This window comes from Streptomyces sp. NPDC058326 (assembly GCF_042879855.1).
GTDB lineage: Bacteria > Actinomycetota > Actinomycetes > Streptomycetales > Streptomycetaceae > Streptomyces.
Map to the genome: position 1 here is coordinate 1 of NZ_JBHVZO010000026.1, position 20,298 is coordinate 20,298.

Genomic DNA, 20,298 nt, shown 5'->3' on the forward strand with positions numbered 1-20,298 from the left:
GTATCGGTGAACGTCGTCGAGTGGGCCGGCGCCAACGGCGGGCAGATCCTCTTCGAGCAGCTCGACCCCGCCAAGGTCAAGGAGTGCCTGGCCGGCTACGACGTCGAGGACTGCCTCTGGGAGCTGGTCGACATCCCCTCGTCCGCCGTGATCGTGGGCCGTATGCCCGCGCTCGCCACGGCGATCGAGAAGGTCGCCGACGGCATGCGGACGATCTTCACCGACGCGGACAACGCGCTGCGCCGGCTCAACGAGCTGACGGCCGTCCTCCGTGACGTCCGCTCCACCCCGCGCCTCAACCGGTGTCTCGCCGGAGTCGCCCTGCACGCGGGCGGCGCCAAGACGAAGGCCATCGCCATCCAGGGCCTGACCGGCGGAAACGCCCAGCTGGAAGCCGTCATCGGCGACCGTGGCTGGATCGGGTTCATGCCCCTCGGGCAGGCGAGCGACCAGGACCGCGAGGCGGGCTACGCCTACATGGACGCGGCCGCCGCACGTGAAGCCATCTTGGAGGACGCCAACCGGCCGTACGCGATGAGCTCGTTCAGCGACGAGATCACGCTGCACGCGCCCGAGTTCAGTGCGGACATCCTCGGATTCACCCTCGCCACGCAGGCCAGGCTCTCCCAGCGCATCGGCTGGGACGCCCACACCAACGCCAGCGCGGAGGCGGTCGCCCAGGCGAAGGCCGTCACCGAGCAGAACCGCGGCAAGGACAGCTGGGACGACTTCGCGGCGGACTTCATGCTGCGGTACGTCGGCGAGACCCGGTTCTCGGGCGGTACCACCTCCGCCGACATCGCCACCTATCTGCGGCACGGCGGCTTCCTCGACAAGAAGGTCACCGAGGGTTCCGCCGCTTTCCGCGTCGAGGTCGAGAACCTCAAGCAGGCCTGGGCCACGTGCAACCACAAGGACCCGGTCGACCCGCGCAACGCCCTGAGCGAGGCCGTCTCCCAGGCCTCGGCCGAGTGGGAGGCGGAGTACGCCGGTCAGGCCGCCCCGCGCGCCGTCATCATGCAGGCCGAGGCCGACGCCGCAGCCGCGACCCGCGCCGCCGCCGACAACATGGTCGAGGCCATCGGCCAGGCGTGGCGCGCCGAGCAGATCCTGCTCTGGCAGAAGTACTGGCACGACCAGCTCAGGAACGACCCGGACCACATCCTCAAGCCGAAGCAGGCGCTCTTCGACAAGGCGAAGACGGACCTCGCGAACGCCCGGGGCAAGGTCCAGGCGCTGTCCACCAAGGCCAAGGAGCAGGCCGCACTGGCCACCGCCGCCTCGCAGCGCGCGGTGACCGCCCAGCAGCAGGCCTGGACGATCGCGGACGCCTCCGAGGTGCCGCGCGGCCGTGGCCTGATGTACGCCCAGCAGTCGGTGCAGGTCGCCCGCGCCTCCGGCGCGGCCGCCACGGCCGCCGCGAAGGCGACGGAGACCGCGTACAACGCGACCACCGCGACGGTCTCGACGTCGCAGACGCTGCTTGCCCTGGCGAAGACCCAGGCGCACGCGGTGAACACGGAGTTCCGCCGTATCGCCGCGCAGGAGGCCGCCGCTCAGGCGAAGGCCGCGGCGGACAGCGCGGACAGGCAGGCGGCCGAGGCCGAGGCGAATCTGAAGATCGCCCAGGAGGCCCGGGCCACCGCGGAGAGGGAGGAACAGGAGGCCAAGCAGGCCGCGGCCACCGCCCAGGCGGAGCGTGCCGAGGCCGAGATGGAGCGCGCCGTCGCCGCCGCCGAGCGGGCGACCGCCGAGTCGGAGCGGGACAAGGCCAGTGCGGCCGAGGCACGCGCGCAGGAGGAGAAGGGCAAGGCCGCCTCCGCCCGCGCCGACGCGACGACCGCCGGTGACGGGGCCGCGATCAAGCGACGCGACGCGGAGGAGGCGGAGGCGCAGGCCGGACTGGCCCGTGACCGTGCAGTCGAGGCGGAGCGCACCAAGAGGGCGGCGGACTCCCGTGCCGCGGCTCTCGAAGCCGCGGCAGCGGCCGCCGAGGGTACCGAGGCCGCCGCCGAGACACGGCAGTTGGCCACGGAGGCGCGTGCGGCCGCCAACACGGCGACCACCGCGGCCACCAACGCCCGCGCCGCCGCGAACGAGGCGACCACGGCCGCCGTCAACTCCCGTGCGGCGGCGACGCGCGCGCAGGGTGCCGCCGAACGTTCCAGGGCGGCGGCGGACAACGCCTGGGCCGCCTACATGACCGCCGCCGGTTCGGCGGCGGCCGCTCACGCCGCGGCCGCCGAGGCGATCGACGCCTCCGAGGCGGCGGCGCTCAACGCGAAGCAGGCCGAGGAGGACTCCAAGAAGGCGTCCGCCGCGGCGGCTCTCGCCAAGAGGGAGGCCGCGGCAGCTCACGCCGAGGCCGTCCTGACCGCCCAGTGGGCGGCGAAGACGGCCGGGTACGCGTACGCCACCGCCCAGGCGGCGAGCGCGGCGCGGGACACCGCGACCCAGACCGTCAAGCCGGCCAAGGAAGCCATCGCCATCGGCTCTCCCTACCAGGAGACCGACGCGTCCGCCGCGTTCGCGGTGCTCACCGGCCAGAACGCGCTGACGCTCTCGCAGCAGCAGGCCGCGGCGGCCGAGGCCAAGGCAGCCCAGGCGGCCGCGTACTCGGCCGAGGCGCAGCGCCTCGCCGCGCAGGCGGCTGCCGATGACAAGCTGGCCGCGGAGGCGGCAGCGGCGGCGGCCAAGGACGCGGAGCGTGCGGCGCTCGCGTCGCAGCGCGCGCAGGCAGCCGCGGCGGAGGCGGAGAAGGCGGCCACGGCCGCCAGTGCCGCCGCCAAGCGGGCCGACGGCTATGCCATGCAGGCGGGCAACGACGCCATGCACGCGTCGTTCGCCGCCGGTGACGCCGAGGCGGACGCGGCCGCGGCCGACAGTGCGGCCACGGAGGCGGAGAAGGACGCCTCCAGCGCCCGTGCCGCCGCGACCTCGGCGGAGAACGACGCCGCGGCCGCCCGTTCCACGGCCACCCAGGCCGAGAGCGACGCGGACGCGGCCGAGACCGCCGCGGCGAACGCGAACGCGCTCGCGGAGGAGGCCGACGCGGCCGCCACCCGGGCGGAGGAGGAGGAGCGCAAGCGCCTCCTGGAGGAGCGGGCCGGCCACGTCGACGACGGCTCCCTGGTCATCGGGCAGGGGCTCACGCCGGAACTCGAGTCCATGCTTCTGCGGATGTGCGGTCAGACGTGCGTCGACGAGTACAAGTCGGCCAGGGAGCTGGCGTCCGGGGACATCGTCGAGTGGGTCAAGGCCAACGGCGGCGCGATCCTGCTTGAGCTGTTCGGTGTGGCCAACATCAAGGAGTGTCTGTCCACCTGGGACTTCGAGGCCTGCGTCTGGGCCCTCGTCGACGTGGCGGGGTATCTCGTCCCGGTCCTGAAGATCCCCGCGGTGGCGAAGGCCCTGTACCGGATCGGCATGGCGCTCGACACGTTCTTCGACGCGTCGAAGTTCGCCAAGCAGCTGATGGACAAGTACCAGGGCCTGCTGAACATGGTCCGGAAGTCTCCGGTCTGCCTGGTGAAGCCGAAGTCCGGGACGTCGAGCACGGCGTCGTACGGCAGCGGTTCGTACAGCACCGCTCTGTACACCGCCCCGTCGTCCGGAGCGGCGTCGTTCAGCGCCGTCTCGTCCAGCAGCGACGACTGGTGGCCCGACGACTGGAACGAGAACACGGTCGACCCCAAGGACTTCTGGCCCGAGGGCTGGGACGACTCGGAGGGGGAGGTCGTGGACCTCGGCGACTGGGCCTCGATGCCGGGCCTCTGCAAGAAGGTCGAGATCGACCCGTGGTTCACCAAGAAGATCAGGGACACCCACTTCGACGGCGGTAGCGCTGTCCAGCCGGGCAAGGGCATCTGGAGGGACGAGTTCAGCGACGCCGATCTGGTGCAGGTCTTCATGATGGCGGCGGCGAAGTGCGCCGGAAGGTGGCAGACGTCGCAGTCCGTGGCGAACAACCGTGTCTGTGTGTTCGATCCCGGTCTCGGGACCATCGGCAGGAAGAGCGCCGACGGAAACGACCCGACGAGTCTCGTCGAGGTGGTCGTGTCCATCTACGGCGTGCCGATCACCATGTACCCGAAGTAGCCGTTCCTCGCTGACTGATCCGTCGCACCGAAGTGCCCGGCCGGGAAATTCCCGGCCGGGCGTTGCGCGTGAGCGGACGGTCCGGCACCGGCTGCGGCAGCCGCGACGGGGTGCCGAACCCTGCGTGGAACCCCGTTGCTCGCTCTGGAGCCCCCGTGAGAGCATCAAGATCAAACGGTTGTGAACAATCCACCGAAGTCTGTGAATGGGCGGGTAGTGTTCGATGGACACAACAGGGCTGACAGAAGCCCGCATCGAGGATGAGAACAACGTTCTGGTTGCGCCCTCGACGCTGCGGGACAATGACACGGTCAGGGACTTCTTCGGGTCCGTCATGGCTCCGGAGGACCTTTCCTCCGGTTCGCTCGACCTCGCACAGAAGACCGTCTATCTGTGTGGAGACATATCGGGCATCAACGGCCGCCCTCTGCGTGCGGCTGCCCGGGTATGCGTTGTCCGGGAGCTGTCGCACGGTTACCGCGAGGACCCCGGCACACCGTGGCCTCTCGTCGGCCTCGGCCGAGTTCCCCTCCGCGTGCACGGCGTCGGCGTGTACTACCGCCGCTTTTTCGAACTCGGCGCGAATCATTTCGGACGGATCCGTGCGGAGCACGTGTTCCAGTCCCTGACGGAGTCCACCAAGCCCGGAACGGCGCACCGCAGCGGAATCTATCTGACGCCCGTCACACGGAACGGTGACGAACTGCATTTCCGCCTGCTCCGGTGCTCCACGAATTTCTCGGGGCCGACCGAGAGCTTTCGCCCGACCGACACGCGCATCGTCGAGGCCCTGAACCGAGAGGCCGCCGCCGTCTTCCGGCACCAGGCACCGCTGAATCACGTCCTCGCTCAGGTCTACCACAACACCCTTGCCACGCCCGAGCGCAAGCAGTCCAAGGCCAGGATCTCGTCCCATGCCGACAAGACCAAGGACATGCCCGTCAACGGCATCATGGCCTTCTGCACCTTCTATGACGGGCTCGACAAGCTCCAGCCCCTCGCCGGCGACGCCTTCGACCATGGCGTGAAGGGTGTCAGTGGGCTGACCAGACTTCACTTCCGCCTCAAGGAGCCCACCGAAGAACGCGCCGGGGCCGCGCTCCCCCCGCAGTTCACCGTGACCCTCCATCCCGGCTCCGTGTTCTTCATGCCGCTGTCCACCAACCGCCTCTACACGCACGAGATCCGGCCCTCGGCGCTGGACGCCGAGTTCCTTCCGACCCGCCTGGGATACGTGGTGCGCTGTTCGAGCACCGAAGCCGTTCACAAGAACGGCAACACGTTCCTCAAAACGGCCGGAGGTCCGGTGAAGCTGGCGCCACCCACACCGGCCGGCATGGACGAACTGCGCAGACTGTACGCCGAGGAGAACAGGACCTCGTCCTTCATCGATTACGGCGACGAATTCCTCTTCAGTATGAACACGGGAGACTACCTTGCCCCGCGATTCCAGGATCTCGGATGAAATCCTCTCGTACGCTCTGCCGGCCGAGGAGAATCTCTTCGCGGAACTGTCCGCGTCGGTTCGTTGGGAAGACGTGGGAAAAGGCAGGCGAGGCGCCGTGCTCACCAGGGTCGACGAGTCGGGTGATGTGCCTCTCGTACGTACGACCACTCGGTACGGCATCCCGGCGCAGCGTTTCCGGGCGGTGCACGAACGGCTGGCGCAACAGATTCGGGAACGGGCGGCGCTTCCGGTCGGCTTCAACAACGCTCTCATCGAGAGCTACACGAACGCCTGCACCACCATGGGCAGCCATTCCGACCAGGCGCTCGATCTTGCCGACGAGTCGTTCATCGCCGTCTTCTCCTGCTACCAGAATGCCGAAGCGAGCCCGCCGAGGAAGCTGATCTTCGCATCAAAGGGGACCCCTGACGAGAAGTTCGAGATCCCCCTCACCCACCACAGTGTCGTCGCTTTCTCTGTCGATTCGAATCGGCGACTCAGACACAAAATCGTCCTGGAAGCGCCCGACCGGACGATGGACAACGCATGGGTGGGTGTGACCTTTCGAACGTCCAGGACGCTCGTACGGTTCCGCGACGGGCATGCGCACCTTCCGCAGGGCGCGCGCCTCACGCCGGCCGACGACGAGCAGCAGCACGAGTTCTACCGGCTACGGCGCCGTGAGAACCAGGAGACGGACTTCGTCTACCCCCTGCTGACGTACACCCTCAGCGAGAGCGATCTGATGCCACCCGTCTGACGGCCCCTGAAAGCACCTACGACGACGTCGGCGGGTGGCGTGGGCCAATGGCTCCGTCCGGTCACCAGCCCCGCCGGAACGCCGGGCCAATGGCCCAGCGTTCCGCTCGGCGGTTGAGCCGCTGTACCCCCTTCGGTCTATCCTTGTAGCCATCACACACCTTCGGCGCCGCGCAGCGCCGTCCGGCGACGAGGCCGGACCGGCCCGCGGTGCCTTCGTCGTGTCCGAGCCCCCACCACCCCAGGGGAGCCTCGTACGCGGTGAGGAACAGATCAAGGGGGGCGGATTGGCCGCCGTGCGGAAGTACTTCATGGCTCCGGACCCGGGGCTGGTCCGGCTCAGGATCTCGCTGCGTGCCGTCCTCGGCATCGCGCTCGCCGTCGCCGTCGCCGAGCTGCTGGGCCTGTCCCTCGTCGCCTCCATCACCGCCGGTCTCGCCGCGCTGCTCGCCCTCTTCACGGTCGGCGACCCCACGGTGCGCCGCCAGGCCGTCACCACCGCCCTGCTGCCGACGGTCGGCTTCCCCGTACTCGCCCTGGCGACCCTCCTGCACGACGCGCCGCTCCTGCGCGACGCGACCTGGCTGCTCATCGCCTTCGCAGGCGTGTACGCCCGCCGCTGGGGGCCGCGCGGCCACGCCCTCGGCATCTTCGCCTTCATGCAGTTCTTCGTCACCCAGTTCCTCCACGCCCTGCCCGCCCAGCTCCCCGAGCTGTACGCGGCCACCGGCATCGCGCTGGCCGCGGCGGCGGCCGTGCGCTTCGTGCTGTGGCCGATCGAGCGACGGGTCCCGCCCCCGGCGGTGCCCGCCGCCCTGCCCGGGACGGGGTTCGCCCGGGCCACCACCCGCCAGGCCGTCCAGGTCGCCGTCGCCTCGGGGGTGGCGCTCGTCGTGGGACAGCTCCTCTCGGGGGAGCGCTGGTACTGGGCTGTCGGCACGGTGTGGTGGATCTTCGTCAACACCGCGTCGCGCGGCGAGACGCTCGTACGGGGCTTCCGCCGCGTCCTCGGCACGGCCACCGGCATCGCCGCCGGATTCCTCGTCGCCATCCCGCTGGGTGGTGCGCCCGTCCTCACCGCGCTGCTGGTCGCCGTGTGCGTGTTCGGGATCTTCTACACCGCGGCCGTGTCCTACAGCTGGATGATCCTGGCGGTCACCGTGATGGCCAGCCTGCTCTACGGCCTCCTCGGGGTGCTGGACGGTGCGCTGCTCCTCCTGCGCGTCGCCGAGACCGGCGTCGGGGCCGTCTGCGCCGTTCTCGCCGTGACGCTCGTCCTCCCCGTCCGGACACACACGACGAACGACGCGTGGATCCAGCGGGCGCTGCTCTGCGTCCGGTCGGCGACCTCGGCTGCCGTCCGGCGTCTCGCCGGCGAGGAAGCCGACCCGGCGCCGCACGCTGCCGAGCTCGAGGCGCTACTCGGGCGAGTGCGGCTCTCGCTGGCTCCCCTCGTGCACCCCCTGAACCCCCTGAGGGCCAGGAAGGAGCGGGCACGCAGGGTCCTGGTGCTGCTTGATCAGGCGGCCGGGGAGGTACGGGGACTCGTCGCTGTCGCCGCGGACGCGGACGCCAGCCACGATGCGCGCCTCGCCGCGGCCTGCTGGCGAGTCGAGGCCGCGGTGGAGGCCCTCACCTCGCGCGAAGGGCCCGCGGCGGCGGACCTGGACGCCCACCTCAGTCCCGAGGGCGATGCGCACCCGGGCACGCCTGCTCACCTCAGGCCCGAGGGCGATGCGCACCCGGGCACGCCTGCCCCCCTCAAGTCCGAGGGCGATGCGCACCCCGGCACGCCCGCCCCCCTCAAGTCCGAGGGCGATGCGCACCCCGGCACGCCAGCCCTCCTCAAGCCCGAGGGCGACGCGCACGTCGGCGCGCCCGCGCTCATCCACGCGAGGGGACTCGCTCGCGTCCTCACGGAGCTGGACGCTCCGCTGAGGACTCCGCCCGGCGCCTGGGTGGTCCGTTCCTGAGAAGGGACCGTCCGGGGCCGGCCATCCGTACGGCCTCGAACAGACCCTCGTCGGCCGCGCGCCGCCGCCCCACCGGATTTGGTCTAGACCGGCTGCTACCGTCGGCCCGACGGCAGGCCGGTCGACCGCGACCGGCCCCGCGGACAGGGGAGGCGTCGTGGGCGGCACAGGGACGGTTCAGGGGCGGCACGCGGTGCGGGCCTACATCGGCTCGTTCACCTCGGCCGGCGGGCGCGGTGTCCTGGCCGCGGACGTGGACGAGGCGACAGGCGCCCTGACCGTCACCGGCGGCAGCGACGCCCTCCCCGACCCCTCGTTCCTCGTTCTCGCGGGGCCCGTGCTCCACGCCGTTTCCGAGACCGAGCCGGGAGCCGTGGCCGCCTTCGACGTCACCGGGCCCGCGCCCCGGCCCCTCGGCGCGCCCGTCCCCGTCGACGGCGCGGGCCCCACCCACCTCGCCCTCGCCGCCGGCCACCTCCTCACCGCCAACTACACCTCCGGCAGCGTCACCGCCCTGCCCCTGGGCCGGGACGGCACCGCCCGCCCCGCCACGTCCGTCCTGCGGCACGAGGGCGGCGGGCCCGTCACCGCCCGCCAGGCCGGCCCGCACGCCCATCAGGTGCTCCCCGACCCCAGCGGCCGCTGGGTCCTCAGCGTGGACCTCGGCACCGACTCCGTACGGATCTGCGCCCTCGACCCCGAGACCGGGACGCTCACCCTCCACCGCGAGACCGCGCTGCGTCCGGGCACCGGCCCCCGCCACCTCGCCTTCCACCCGGCCGGCACGCACGCGTACGTCCTGAACGAGCTGGAACCCACCCTGACCGTCTGCCGCTGGGACGCGGCGGCGGGCGTGCTCGAACCGCTCGGCGAGACCCCCGTCGTTCCCGAGGGCACCACCGGCCCCAGCTACCCCTCCGAGGTCGTGGTCGCCCCCGACGGACGGTTCCTCTGGGCCGCCGTACGCGGCGACGACACCCTCGCCGTGCTCGCTCTCGACCCCGAAGGCACCGGGGCCGCCCTCGTCGCCACCGTGCCCTGCGGCGGCACCTGGCCCCGCGACCTGACCCTCGGCCCGTCCGGACGGCATCTGTACGCGGCCAACGAGCGCTCCGGTGACGTCACCTGGTTCACCCTCGACCCGGAGACCGGGATCCCCGCGCGCGCGGGGACGATCGAGGCCCCCGCGGCCTCCTGCGTCGTCTTCGGCTGAGACCGGCCCCCCCCCGAGACCTGTGTCGACCCGCACGGGGTACGCCGAAGGGCCCGCACCGGACAACCGGTGCGGGCCCTTCCGCGTACGGGCGGGGTCGAGCGGCCTCAGAGCGAGGGCGCGCCCTGCGACGGAATGCCGAGCGTCGCCGTGTACTGCGAGAGCACCAGCTTGCCGATCGCCGGGTAGGCACCCAGCGGCTCGGCCGCGGCGCACCCGGCCTCCTTCGAGGCCTCGTCGAGCAGACCCTCGGCGAGCTCCGGGCCGATCAGGTACGGGGCGAGAGCCAGCTGCTCCGAGCCGGAGGCACGCAGCTGCTCGGCGATGGAGGTGATCGAACCCTCCTGGTCGAGCGCGGCGGCCATCACCGGGACGGCGAGGCGCGCGGCGAGCAGCATGCCGGTGATCCCCGCGGCCTGCACGGCCTCCTCGCCACCGACCGTGGCCAGGATGATGCCGTCGGCGGCGGTCGCGACGGTGAACAGCCGGGCACGGTCGGCACGGGCCAGGCCCGCCTCGGAGAGACGCACGTGCAGCGCCTCGGCGAGCAGCGGGTGCGGGCCGAGGACGTCGGTCAGCTCGGCGGTGTTCCCCGCGTCCATGACGGCCTGGCGCACCTGGCGCGTCTGGGCGCTGTCCGGACCGGCCAGCAGCGGCACGACGACCGCGGCGGGGCCCGTGGGGGCGCTGACCTCGCGGCCGGCGGCCACGGCGAACTCGTACCGCTCGGTGCGCAGCGAGGCGGCGGCCGCGATCACCGTCGCGAGCGAGGGGTACTCGGTGTCGTCACCCTCGACGAAGCCGATGAGGGCCTCAAGGCCGGGCAGCTCGGAACGGGCGATGCTCACGACCTCTTCGGCGAGCGAGCGTATGGCGGCGGACGGCACGCCGGGCACAGCGAGAACCAGTGCGGGAGCGCCCTCGGGCGCCGCCGCGGGTTCGGGGCGACGGTGCCGCCCGGACTGACGGGGTCGAGGCATTCGTACAGGCAGGCCGGAAGCAGGCCCAGTGGGGGAGCTCATGGCGCCGCATGCTACTGGTTTCACCCGGCTCGGCGTCGGCTGAGGTGCGGTCACGCGCCTTCTGCCCCCCTATGTCCCCCCTGAGTTCCCCCCTGGCGCCCGCCCCACGCGCCTCCCGCGCCCCGCACCACCTCCGACCTGGGCGGATGCCACCGGCTATGGTGCCACCCCGCCGAACAGACGGAGCAGCGCGGGATCCTCCGGCAGCCGCAGGGTGCCGGTGGCGAGCGCCGCGGCGAGCGCGACCGCTCCGGCGGACGGATCCCCGGCGGGGTCCACGGCCCGGGCGTGCGGAATCGTCTCCTCCAGCGCGGCACGCAGCGGTACGAGCAGGGGGTCGCCCATCTTGAACAGGCCGCCGGTCAGCGCCACCAGCGCCCCGGGACCGGCCGGGCACACCGCGCCGGCGGCCTCCGCGATGTGCTCGGCCGCCCGTACCAGGATGTCCGCCGCCACCGGGTCCTCCCCGGCGCACCGCCCCACCTCGGGGGCGAAGGAGGCCAGCACGGCGGGCCGGTCCGTCCGCGGGTAGAGCGTGCCGGGGAGCCCGGCCGCCGGCCCGAAGAGCTTCTCGGCACGGACCAGGAGCGCGGGAGAGCCGCCGCGCCGCCCGTCGTACGCGCGCATCGCCGCCTCCAGGCCGGCCCGGCCGATCCAGGCGCCGCTGCCGCAGTCACCGAGGAGGTGCCCCCAGCCGTCGGCCCGCCGCCAGGACGTCAGGTCCGTGCCGAGCGCGACCATGCCCGTGCCGCCCGCGACGACCGCGCCCGGGCGCTGTCCGAGCGCCCCGGTGTACGCGGTGACCGCGTCGGCCGCGAGCGCGAGCCGCCGCACCCCCCACGCCTCGGCGAAAGCGCCCGGCAGTTCGGCCCGCAGCTCGTCCCCGAGGGTCGCCATCCCGGCGGCGCCCACGGCCACGGCGACGACCGGCCGCGCGCCGTGGGGTTCCGTCAGGCCGCGGACGGCGGGCAGGACCTGGTCGAGGAAGTGCCGGGCGGAGATCCCGCCGGGCCCCGTCCGCACCGGCGTACGGGAGACGTGGGTACCGAGGACGGCGCCGCTCGCCGCGTCGGCCAGGACGGTCCGAAGCCCCGAACCACCGGAGTCGACACCGACGACCAGCCCGTCGGAGACGCCGGAGGGGCCGGAGGGCTTGTTCACGGAAACCACGGTGCACCGTCCTCGCAGGGGTGGGGCGGGGGAGTGGGCGGAGTCTAGGCCGTGTCCGGAGTGCGGCGGGGAGAGCCGGGGCCGGGTGTCACTGTAGGCCGGTAGAGTGACGGACTGTGACAGCGCGACCGTTGAAGGAACTGGTGGAGCCCGGCTGGGCCGAGGCCCTGAGCCCCGTGGCGGGCCGTGTGGCGGAGATGGGCGACTTCCTGCGCGCCGAGATCGCCGCGGGGAGGACGTATCTCCCGGCCGGACAGCACGTGCTGCGGGCCTTCTCGCAACCCTTCGACGAGGTGCGGGTCCTGATCGTGGGTCAGGACCCCTACCCGACGCCGGGGATGGCGATCGGGCTGAGCTTCGCGGTGGCGCCGGAGGTCCGTTCGCTGCCCGGAAGCCTGGAGAACATCTTCCGGGAGCTGCACACCGACCTCGGGATGCCGAGGCCCTCGAACGGCGATCTGACCCCCTGGACCCGGCAGGGCGTCCTGCTGCTCAACAGGGCGCTGACCACCGCCCCCCGCAAGCCGGCCGCCCACCGCGGGAAGGGCTGGGAAGAGGTGACGGAGCAGGCCATCCGCGCCCTGGCCGCCCGGGGCAAGCCGCTGGTGTCGATCCTGTGGGGCCGCGACGCCCGCAACGCCCGTCCGCTTCTCGGCGGCCTGCCGGCGATCGAGTCCGCGCACCCGTCCCCGATGTCGGCGGACCGCGGCTTCTTCGGCTCCCGGCCCTTCAGCCGCGCCAACGAACTGCTCCTGGAGCAGGGCGCCCAGCCCGTGGACTGGAGCCTGCCCTAGGGCCTGTCCGGAAGTCCCGGACGGGCCCCAAGGCCCGTGCCCCCCGTGCCCGCCGGGCGGCCCGGCTCAGATCACCGCGGCCCGCACGCACAGGACGTCCGGCAGGTGTCCGGCGAGGAGCCGCCAGCTGTCGCCGTCGTCCTCGCTCGCGTACACCTCGCCGTTGCGGTTGCCGAAGTACACCCCCGCCGGGTCCGCGTCGTCCGTGCACAGAGCGTCCCGGAGCACCGTGCCGTAGTGGTCGCCCTCGGGCAGCCCCCGGTCCAGCGGCTCCCAGGTGGCTCCGGCGTCGGTCGTGCGGTAGACCCGGCACCGGCGTCCGGCCGGGACCCGGTCGGAGTCGGCGGTGATGGGGAAGACGTAGGCGGTGTCCGGGCGGTGCGGATGCGCGGCGACCGCGAAGCCGAAGTCGGAGGGCAGGCCGGCGCCGATGTCGTTCCAGCTGGTGCCCGCGTCGTCGCTGCGGAACACGCCCCAGTGGTTCTGGAGGTAGAGCCGGTCCAGGTCGCCCGCGTCCTGGGCGATCTTGTGGACGCACTGCCCGAACTCCGGGTTCGGGTCCGGCAGAAACACCGCCGACACCCCTTGGTTGGAGGGCTCCCACGCGGCCCCGCCGTCGCGTGAGCGGAACACCCCGGCGGTGGACACCGCGACCGTCAGGGCATCCGGGTCGCGCCGGTCGGTCACCACGGTGTGCACGGCCTCGCCGCCCCCGCCGGGCACCCACTGGGACCGGGTCGGGTGCTCCCACAGCGGGCGGACGAGCTCGAAGGACTCACCGCCGTCCGCCGACCTGAAGAGCGCCGCGGGCTCCGTCCCGGCGTACACGACGCCGGGGGAGTGGTCCGGCGCCGGGTGCAGCTGCCAGACGCGCTCGAGCGAGGCCCCGGTGTCCTCGGGGAACTTCACCGCGGGCCGGGCCGGTTCGGTCCAGGTCCTGCCGAGGTCGTCGGAGTGGAAGACCGACGGCCCCCAATGGGCGCTGTCCCCGCCCACGAGCAGGCGGGGTGTCGTGCCCCGCTTGTCGATGGCGACGGAGTAGACCGCCTGCGCCGGGAAGGCCGGATCGTCGAACTCCCACCGGCCGTCGTGCCTGCGGCCGATGAAGAGTCCCTTGCGGGTGCCTACGGTGAGGAGTACGTCGGGCATGGCTGCGACCTCCAGGACGCCGTTGTCGCGGATACGGGCCAGTCTGCACCCGGCCACTGACAACGGCCCCTGGACACTCCCGCGCCCCACGCCCCGCGCCGTGAAGGACCCGCGCCCCGGGCCGGGAAGGAGCGGAAGACCCGGCGTGCGGGGCCCGCTTCCGGCGCCGCCGTGACGCGCCGGTCAGATCGCCCAGGCGTACGGGTCCGGGGCCGCGTGCGTCCGCGCCCCGAGGTCGCGGGCGGCGCGCCGGGCCCAGGAGGCGTCGCGCAGCAGCTCGCGGCCGAGGAGGACCGCGTCGGCCTCGCCGTTGGCGATGATCTTCTCGGCCTGCGCGCTCTCGGTGATCAGGCCGACGGCGGCCACCGGCAGCCCGGTCTCCGCCTTGACGCGGGCCGCGAAGGGCACCTGGTAGCCGGGGCCCACCGGGATCTCGGCCGGTCCGCCGTTGCCTCCGCTGGAGACGTCGAGGAGGTCGACGCCGTGCTCGCGCAGGAGAGCGGCGAACCGTACGGTGTCGTCGGCCGTCCAGCCCTGCTCCTCCAGCCAGTCGGTGGCCGAGATGCGGAAGAAGACGGGGAGTTCCTCAGGCCATACGGACCGGACGGCGTCGACGACCTCGAGGGCGAGGCGGGTCCGGTTCTCGAAGGAGCCGCCGTACGCGTCGGTGCGGTGGTTGCTGTGCGGGGAGAGGAACTCGCCGATGAGGTAGCCGTGGGCGCCGTGCACCTCGACGACCTGGAAGCCGGCGTCGAGCGCGCGGCGGGCCGCGTCGGCGAACTGCCCGGTGATCTCCCGGATCCGTTCCACGGTCAGCTCGGTCGGCACCGGGTAGCCCTCGGCGAACTCGACGGGGCTCGGCGCGACGGGCTGCCAGCCGGGGCCGCCGTCGGGGACGGGTCCGCGGCCCTCCCACGGGCGCTTGGTCGAGGCCTTGCGGCCGGCGTGCCCGATCTGGATGCCGGGCACCGTGCCGTGCTCCTTGAGGAAGCCGGCGATCCGGCGCAGGCTCTCGGTCTGGGTGTCGTTCCAGAGGCCGAGGTCCGCCGGGCTGATCCGTCCCTCGGGGGCGACGGCCGTCGCCTCGACCAGGATCAGTCCGGTGCCGCCGGTGGCCCGGGAGGCGTAGTGGGCGAAGTGCCAGTCCGTGGCGACACCCGCGTTCGGGCCGGTCATCTCCGCCGAGTACTGGCACATGGGTGCCATCCAGACCCGGTTGGGCACGGTCAGGGACCGCAGCGTGTAGGGCTCGAACAGGGCGACGCTCATGACGGACTCCGTTTCGGGGTGCCTCGAAGGACACTAGTACGATAACCCTCGTAGTACGGCATCTGTCAAACTACGAGGGTTCTCGTACAATGGGCGGTACCCCGGACGAAGTGGAGCCGCCGCCGTGACGACCCTCGCCACCCCCCGCGCCCTCGAACACCCCACACGCGAAGAGATCCGCCTGGAGGCGGTGCTGCACGCGCTCTCCGACCCGGTGCGCCTGAGCATCGTGCGGGACATGGCGCGCGAGGGCACGGAGCTGAGCTGCTCGTACTTCGTCCTCCCGGTGACCAAGTCCACGACGACCCACCACTTCCGGGTGCTGCGCGAGAGCGGGGTCATCCAGCAGGTCTACCGAGGTACGGCGAAGCTCAACGCCCTGCGCGGGGACGACCTCGACGCCCTCTTCCCGGGTCTGCTCGACACCGTCCTGTCGGCGGCGGCCGCCCAGGCCGCCCGCGAGGACGGGGCGGCCTAGGCGGGGCAGCCTGGGAGCAGGTGGCCGGGGGGCACGCGCGTCCGATCGTGCCCGCCTACATCGACCGCATCCGGTTGATCTCCGAGGTCTGCTGTGCGATCACGTCGTTCGCCATCTCCTCCACGAGGACGTTGTTGCCCTCGCTCAACACCTCCGCGGCCATCGTCACCGCCCCCTCGTGGTGCGTGATCATCAGCTTCAGGAACAGCTCGTCGAAGGCCTCGCCCTTCGCGTTCCTCAGCTCCTCCAGCTGCGTCCCGGTCGCCATGCCCGGCATCGAGTGGTGATCGTGGCCGGTCTGTTCGCGCGGACCACCGTTGTTTTTCAGCCAACCTTCCATCGCGCTGATCTCCGGCTGCTGGGCCGCCGCGATCCGCTCGGCCACCTTCTTGACCTGTGAGGAACTCGCCCGCTGCGGGGCCAGTGCCGTCATGGTGAGGGCCTGCCGGTGGTGCACGATCATCATCTGCGCGTAGCGGAAGTCGGCGCTGTTCGGGCTCTCGTCCGGGAGCAGCCGCGCGGCCTCCTCCGGGGATATCCGCCGGGCCGGCTCGCCGGGCTTCCCCGGCGCCACCACCGTGGTCCCGGTCGAGGCCCCGGCCTTCGGGGCGCCCTTCTCCGGTCCCGACTCGCAGGCGGACAGGGCGAGGACGGCGACGGCGGACAGGGCCGCGGCGATGACGGCACGCTGACGGCGGATCAACAACGCGACCTCCAGGTCATTTTTGCGTGGACAGTGTCCGTTCCTAGCACTTTTCTCGGGGCTGCCGATCAAAAACCTTCATTACGTCTGCGTTGCCATCTGTTGAGATGTGCACGGCAAGGAAGATACTGCCGGGGTCCAACACCCGTTCAACGCTGAACGGATACCAGGGAGGACGGAGTGACTTCGTTGCGTACCCCGCATACCTCGTCCATCACGCGTGACCCGCGTGCACGGCGCAGACGCCTGGGCGTGGCATCCGCCGCGGCCGGACTGCTCGCCACACTGCTCGCGGCGGGCCCCGCGGCCGCCACGCCCGACCCCGGAGACGCCCCCGTACAGGGCAAGGTCTCCTCGGAGCAGGCGGCCGACGCGCGCGCCGCCATCCAGAGCGGTGAGATACCCGGCGTGGACGAGATCGTCCACAGCTCGAACATCGAGCACCTCGCCAACATCCCGAAGGACGCCCTCAAGGGCACCAACTCGGACCTGGCGTTCCAGGGCAAGTACGCCTTCGCCGGCAACTACGACGGCTTCCGGATCTTCGACATCAGCGACCCGAAGGCCCCGAAGACCGTCGCCCAGGTCCTCTGCCCGGGCTCCCAGAACGACATCTCCGTCTCCGGGAACCTCGTGTTCCTCTCGACGGACTCCTCCCGGAGCGACAACTCCTGCGCCAGCACCTCGCAGCCCGCCTCGGTCAAGGAATCCTGGGAGGGCATGAAGATCTTCGACATCAGCGACATCGCCAACCCGAAGTACGTCGCCGCCGTCGAGACCGCCTGTGGTTCGCACACCCACACGCTGGTGCCCAAGGGCAAGAACGTCTACGTCTACGTCTCCTCGTACTCGCCCAACGACGCGTTCCCGGACTGCCAGCGCCCCCACGACGGCATCTCGGTCATCAAGGTGCCCCGCAAGGCGCCCGAGCAGGCCGCGGTCGTCAGCTTCCCCGTCCTCTTCCCGGGCGACGGTGCGGACGGCGGCGGCAACCCGGGCGGTCCCGTCAACCCGGGCGTCTCCAAGACCACCGGCTGCCACGACATCACCGTGCTGCCGGAGAAGGACCTCGCGGCCGGCGCCTGCATGGGTGACGGCATCCTCTTCGACATCGAGGACCCCGAGCACCCCCGGGTGATCGACCAGGTCCAGGACAACGTCAACTTCGCGTTCTGGCACTCCGCGACCTTCAACCAGAAGGCGAACAAGGTCGTCTTCACCGACGAGCTCGGCGGCGGCGGCTCGGCCACCTGCAACGCCGTCGTCGGCCCGAACCGCGGTGCCAACGGCATCTACGACATCGTCGGCAAGGGCAAGCACCGCGATCTCGTCTTCCGCAGCTACTACAAGATCCCGCGCCACCAGGCCGACACCGAGAACTGCGTCGCCCACAACGGCTCGCTGATCCCGGTCAAGGGCAAGGACCTCATGGTCCAGGCCTGGTACCAGGGCGGTGTCTCCGTCTGGGACTTCACCGACTCGGCCAAGCCGAAGGAGATCGCCTTCTTCGAGCGCGGCCCGCTGTCCGCCACCACCATCTCCAGCGGCGGCTCGTGGTCCGCGTACTACTACAACGGCCACATCTACTCGAACGACATGGCCAAGGGCTTCGACGTACTGAAGCTCTCGGACCGCCGTACCGACCCCGCGAAGCGGATCCGGATGGACGAGCTCAACGTCCAGACCCAGCCGGACTACTTCGACTTCGACGACTGACCGGGACCGTGACGGCCGGCTGACGGCCTGAGCGCCGGTGTGCCGTCGGGCGGACCCCCGCCCGGCGGCACACCGGCCTCCCAGTCGAGGCCGTACCGGTGGAACAGCTCCGCCCGCAGCCGTGCGAGCGGCATCCTGGCGCCCGGAAGCAGCACCGCCACCACCGCGCCCATCAGCAGGGCCCGCAGCAGCGGATAGTCCGTCTCCACGTCCTCGGAGCCGTACCGGGTGACCGTGTCCCGCAGCAGGAACGCCAGGCGCTGCTGCTCCTCGCACTGCACGAACCCCTCGGCCTGCAGGATGCCCGCCATGTGCGTCCGCATCAGCGTGGGCCGCTCGGCGGCGAGCCCCAGGACCGCGTCGATCGCCCGGGCCAGCCGCTCGCGGCCGTCCTCCGTGCGCGGCTCCCGCTCCAGCGCCTCCTCCAGGGTGAGGTGCATCAGACGGTGCACCGCCGCCTGCAGGAGCTGCCGCTTTCCCGGGAAGTAGTACGAGATCAGCCCGCGCGCCGTACCGGCCCGCTCCGCGATGTCGCCGAGCGTCGTCGCCTCGTATCCGTGTGCGTCGACCAGCTCCACCGTGGCCTGCAGAATGCGCTCCCGCGACCGTCGCCGCAGTTCTTCATTGACCGATGGGCTACGCGGGGACATGCTGGACTCCTGCGTTGACTGGCTGCCGGCCAATATACTCGGCGCATCCCGTCGGCATGCCCGTGTGGCATACCGCCGGGGATGCCGTCTGTTCTGGGCGACACGGGGGATCGTCCAGAACAGGCGGCTTCATCGTGTCCCTCCCATTCTGCTCCCGTCGAGCTCGGCCGCCCGGTGCCCGGCCGGAACCCGGCGCCGCTCGCTCCACCGGTACGTCAGGACCGCCGCGGCCACACAGCACCAGCCGAGCAGCCAGCCTCCGACGACGTCCGACGGCCAGTGCACGCCCAGATAGACCCGCGTCCAGCCGACGCCCAGCACCGAGACGAGCGCGACGCCCGCGAGCGTGCCCCAGCCGCGCCACTCGGGCCTCCAGTGCAGCGCCAGCACCCAGAGCAGCAGCCCGCAGGTGACCGTGGCGGCCATCGCGTGCCCGGACGGGAAGGCGGCGTACATCGCCGAGTCCACCGGATCGACCCACCGCGGCCGCTCCCGTCCCACCAGCGCCTTCACCGCCTGCTGGAGCCCCAGGGCCAGCAGCGTCGTGCCGGCCACCCACAGGGCCGTCCGCCGCTCCCGCCACCACCACAGAAGGACGACGGTCGCGGCGGCCAGGGCGCGCATCGTCACCGGGTCCCAGACCCAGTCGCTGAGGACGCGGTGGAGATGGGTCAGGCCGGGGTGGGCGACGGCCTCGCGATGGAGCGCCTCGGCGACCGAGCGGTCGAGGGAGGCCAGGGGCCCCCACCCCACGGCCACGAGGACGAGCAGCGGCACGGCGAGGGCGCCGGAGATCAGGAGGGAGGAGCGCATGCGTCGATCCTGCCCGACGATCAGCTCCGTATGAGCCCCCGTGTGCCCCGCGTGCCCTGCCGAGGGCGTTCCGGCCGGCGCGTGGGCCGTCACCCGCCGCTACCCCAGCGCGCTGAGAGCGGGGACGAAGGCGACGAGCACCGGCACCAGGGGCACGAGGGCCGCGGCGGTGGTGAGTCGGAGCCGTCGCCCCGCGGTGAGCCGCGGCGCCGCGGTCAGCAGCCTGTTCACCCGCCGCGGAAGGTCCGCGTACGGCGCGGAGCCGGGTCCGAACACGCCCCGGTCCTCGTTCAGTTCGACGAGGGCGAGCGCGATCGTCAGGCGCCCGAACCGGCGCGAGGCCACGTCGTCGGCGGCCAGTTCCACCAGGCGGTGCATCTCCTCGCGGAAGGCCGTGAAGACCGGGATCCCGGGGAATCCGGCGGCCAGCGCCGCCGAACTGTGCAGCAGCCAGTCGTGCCGGGCGCGCGCGTGCCCCTCCTCGTGGGCGAGGACCGCGTCCAACTGGCGCCCCTTCAGCCGCCGCAGAGCCGCGGTGGTGATCACCAGCTGGGGCGTGGGCCCCGCAAGCCACCAGGCGCTCGCCCGCTCGCCCTCCAGGACGACGAGCGGCTCACTGCCGGGCGCTTCCCCTGGCAGCAGGGGGGAGCGGACCAGCAGATCGCACCGCCGCTTCCTGCGCCGGGCGCGGGCCTGGCTGATCTCCCGGCCCAGCATCGCCCCCGACCAGACGCCGCCGGAGGCGAGGGCCACCGCGAGGACCGCGGACCAGGGCCCGGTCGTCCCGAGTTCGTACGCTTCGATCACCGCGCGCGGGGCGGGCGCGAAGAGCTGTCCCCGTACGGCCTGCCAGGCGGTCGACGCGCTGAACGTCATGGAGAGCGCGAAGCTCAGGAGCATGGCGGCGACCACGCACTGCCACACCCAGAGGGCCACCACGGGTTCTCGCTCCACCCAGTCGGCCCGCGACAGCAGCCGGGGGGCCGCGAGGGCGGTCAGGACGCCGAGCAGGAGCAGCGCGAGGGAGACCCACATGGGCGACAG

General features: G+C 72.1%; 15 protein-coding genes and 1 pseudogene. 8 read left to right on the forward strand and 8 right to left on the reverse strand.

Translation table 11 applies throughout. The annotated features are described in order from the left end of the window. From ACFVYX_RS32820 to ACFVYX_RS32840, 5 genes and pseudogenes are all read left to right on the forward strand, one after another. Positions 1 to 4,098: pseudogene (locus ACFVYX_RS32820) on the forward strand (hypothetical protein); the annotation flags it as partial. Positions 4,099 to 4,321: 223 nt separating this feature from the next. Continuing rightward, positions 4,322 to 5,563 (forward strand): hypothetical protein, encoded by a 1,242-nt coding sequence (locus ACFVYX_RS32825; protein ID WP_389685128.1) that lies wholly within the window; start codon positions 4,322 to 4,324, stop codon positions 5,561 to 5,563. Continuing rightward, entirely contained in the window at positions 5,535 to 6,305 is a 771-nt protein-coding gene (locus ACFVYX_RS32830) for a hypothetical protein (protein WP_389685129.1), read from the forward strand. The genes ACFVYX_RS32825 and ACFVYX_RS32830 overlap by 29 nt, the downstream gene beginning before the upstream one ends. A 310-nt stretch (positions 6,306 to 6,615) precedes the next feature. After that, complete coding sequence (locus ACFVYX_RS32835; protein ID WP_389685164.1) at positions 6,616 to 8,277, forward strand: FUSC family protein; 1,662 nt, start codon at positions 6,616 to 6,618, stop codon at positions 8,275 to 8,277. Between the two features lie 157 nt (positions 8,278 to 8,434). Continuing rightward, positions 8,435 to 9,490: a lactonase family protein gene (locus tag ACFVYX_RS32840; RefSeq protein ID WP_389685130.1), complete on the forward strand. Its 1,056-nt coding sequence runs from the start codon at positions 8,435 to 8,437 to the stop codon at positions 9,488 to 9,490. 107 nt (positions 9,491 to 9,597) lie between these two features. Here the strand turns inward: ACFVYX_RS32840 and ACFVYX_RS32845 are convergent, their stop codons facing one another. Both ACFVYX_RS32845 and ACFVYX_RS32850 read right to left on the reverse strand, forming a co-directional pair. Further along, a complete protein-coding gene (locus tag ACFVYX_RS32845) occupies positions 9,598 to 10,512 on the reverse strand; it encodes a sirohydrochlorin chelatase (RefSeq protein WP_389685131.1) in 915 nt (304 codons plus the stop codon). A 156-nt stretch (positions 10,513 to 10,668) separates the two neighbouring features. Continuing rightward, entirely contained in the window at positions 10,669 to 11,673 is a 1,005-nt protein-coding gene (locus tag ACFVYX_RS32850) for an N-acetylglucosamine kinase (RefSeq protein ID WP_389685132.1), read from the reverse strand. A 125-nt stretch (positions 11,674 to 11,798) separates the two neighbouring features. Between ACFVYX_RS32850 and ACFVYX_RS32855 the strand changes: the two genes are divergently transcribed. Then, on the forward strand, positions 11,799 to 12,476 hold the full coding sequence (locus ACFVYX_RS32855) for a uracil-DNA glycosylase (RefSeq protein WP_389685133.1): 678 nt from the start codon (positions 11,799 to 11,801) through the stop codon (positions 12,474 to 12,476). A 66-nt stretch (positions 12,477 to 12,542) separates the two neighbouring features. On the opposite strand, the gene ACFVYX_RS32860 is transcribed toward ACFVYX_RS32855, so the two are convergent. Beyond that, a complete protein-coding gene (locus ACFVYX_RS32860; RefSeq protein ID WP_389685165.1) occupies positions 12,543 to 13,625 on the reverse strand; it encodes a WD40/YVTN/BNR-like repeat-containing protein in 1,083 nt (360 codons plus the stop codon). Positions 13,626 to 13,808: 183 nt separating this feature from the next. Then, complete coding sequence (locus ACFVYX_RS32865; protein ID WP_389685134.1) at positions 13,809 to 14,894, reverse strand: NADH:flavin oxidoreductase/NADH oxidase; 1,086 nt, start codon at positions 14,892 to 14,894, stop codon at positions 13,809 to 13,811. Positions 14,895 to 15,018: 124 nt separating this feature from the next. Here ACFVYX_RS32865 and ACFVYX_RS32870 point away from each other — a divergent pair, with 124 nt between their 5' ends. Further along, on the forward strand, positions 15,019 to 15,372 hold the full coding sequence (locus tag ACFVYX_RS32870) for an ArsR/SmtB family transcription factor (RefSeq protein WP_389685135.1): 354 nt from the start codon (positions 15,019 to 15,021) through the stop codon (positions 15,370 to 15,372). A gap of 55 nt (positions 15,373 to 15,427) precedes the next feature. Here ACFVYX_RS32870 and ACFVYX_RS32875 read toward each other — a convergent pair whose 3' ends face one another. Next, positions 15,428 to 16,075 carry a DUF305 domain-containing protein gene (locus tag ACFVYX_RS32875; protein WP_389685136.1) on the reverse strand — a complete coding sequence of 216 codons (648 nt, stop codon included), beginning with the start codon at positions 16,073 to 16,075 and terminating at the stop codon, positions 15,428 to 15,430. Positions 16,076 to 16,255: 180 nt separating this feature from the next. Here ACFVYX_RS32875 and ACFVYX_RS32880 point away from each other — a divergent pair, with 180 nt between their 5' ends. Then, positions 16,256 to 17,791 carry an LVIVD repeat-containing protein gene (locus ACFVYX_RS32880; protein WP_389685137.1) on the forward strand — a complete coding sequence of 512 codons (1,536 nt, stop codon included), beginning with the start codon at positions 16,256 to 16,258 and terminating at the stop codon, positions 17,789 to 17,791. Here the strand turns inward: ACFVYX_RS32880 and ACFVYX_RS32885 are convergent. The 3 genes from ACFVYX_RS32885 to ACFVYX_RS32895 all read right to left on the reverse strand — a co-directional run bounded on the left by ACFVYX_RS32885 (position 17,770) and on the right by ACFVYX_RS32895 (position 20,289). Further along, positions 17,770 to 18,441, reverse strand: a complete 672-nt coding sequence (locus ACFVYX_RS32885) for a TetR/AcrR family transcriptional regulator (protein WP_389685138.1) — start codon at positions 18,439 to 18,441, stop codon at positions 17,770 to 17,772. The two genes, ACFVYX_RS32880 and ACFVYX_RS32885, sit on opposite strands and share 22 nt — an antisense overlap. 129 nt (positions 18,442 to 18,570) lie before the next feature. Further along, a complete protein-coding gene (locus ACFVYX_RS32890) occupies positions 18,571 to 19,254 on the reverse strand; it encodes a phosphatase PAP2 family protein (RefSeq protein WP_389685139.1) in 684 nt (227 codons plus the stop codon). 99 nt (positions 19,255 to 19,353) lie between these two features. Then, positions 19,354 to 20,289 (reverse strand): M56 family metallopeptidase, encoded by a 936-nt coding sequence (locus ACFVYX_RS32895; protein ID WP_389685140.1) that lies wholly within the window; start codon positions 20,287 to 20,289, stop codon positions 19,354 to 19,356. Positions 20,290 to 20,298 lie beyond the last annotated feature (9 nt).

Excerpts from the sequence above, each read along its gene's own strand:
- ACFVYX_RS32825 (WP_389685128.1), top strand. The coding sequence starts at position 4,322 with ATGGACACAACAGGGCTGACAGAAGCCCGCATCGAGGATGAGAACAAC.
- ACFVYX_RS32835 (WP_389685164.1), top strand. The coding sequence starts at position 6,616 with ATGGCTCCGGACCCGGGGCTGGTCCGGCTCAGGATCTCGCTGCGTGCC.
- ACFVYX_RS32845 (WP_389685131.1), bottom strand. The coding sequence starts at position 10,512 with ATGAGCTCCCCCACTGGGCCTGCTTCCGGCCTGCCTGTACGAATGCCT.
- ACFVYX_RS32860 (WP_389685165.1), bottom strand. The coding sequence starts at position 13,625 with ATGCCCGACGTACTCCTCACCGTAGGCACCCGCAAGGGACTCTTCATC.
- ACFVYX_RS32865 (WP_389685134.1), bottom strand. The coding sequence starts at position 14,894 with ATGAGCGTCGCCCTGTTCGAGCCCTACACGCTGCGGTCCCTGACCGTG.
- ACFVYX_RS32885 (WP_389685138.1), bottom strand. The coding sequence starts at position 18,441 with ATGTCCCCGCGTAGCCCATCGGTCAATGAAGAACTGCGGCGACGGTCG.
- ACFVYX_RS32890 (WP_389685139.1), bottom strand. The coding sequence starts at position 19,254 with ATGCGCTCCTCCCTCCTGATCTCCGGCGCCCTCGCCGTGCCGCTGCTC.
- ACFVYX_RS32895 (WP_389685140.1), bottom strand. The coding sequence starts at position 20,289 with ATGTGGGTCTCCCTCGCGCTGCTCCTGCTCGGCGTCCTGACCGCCCTC.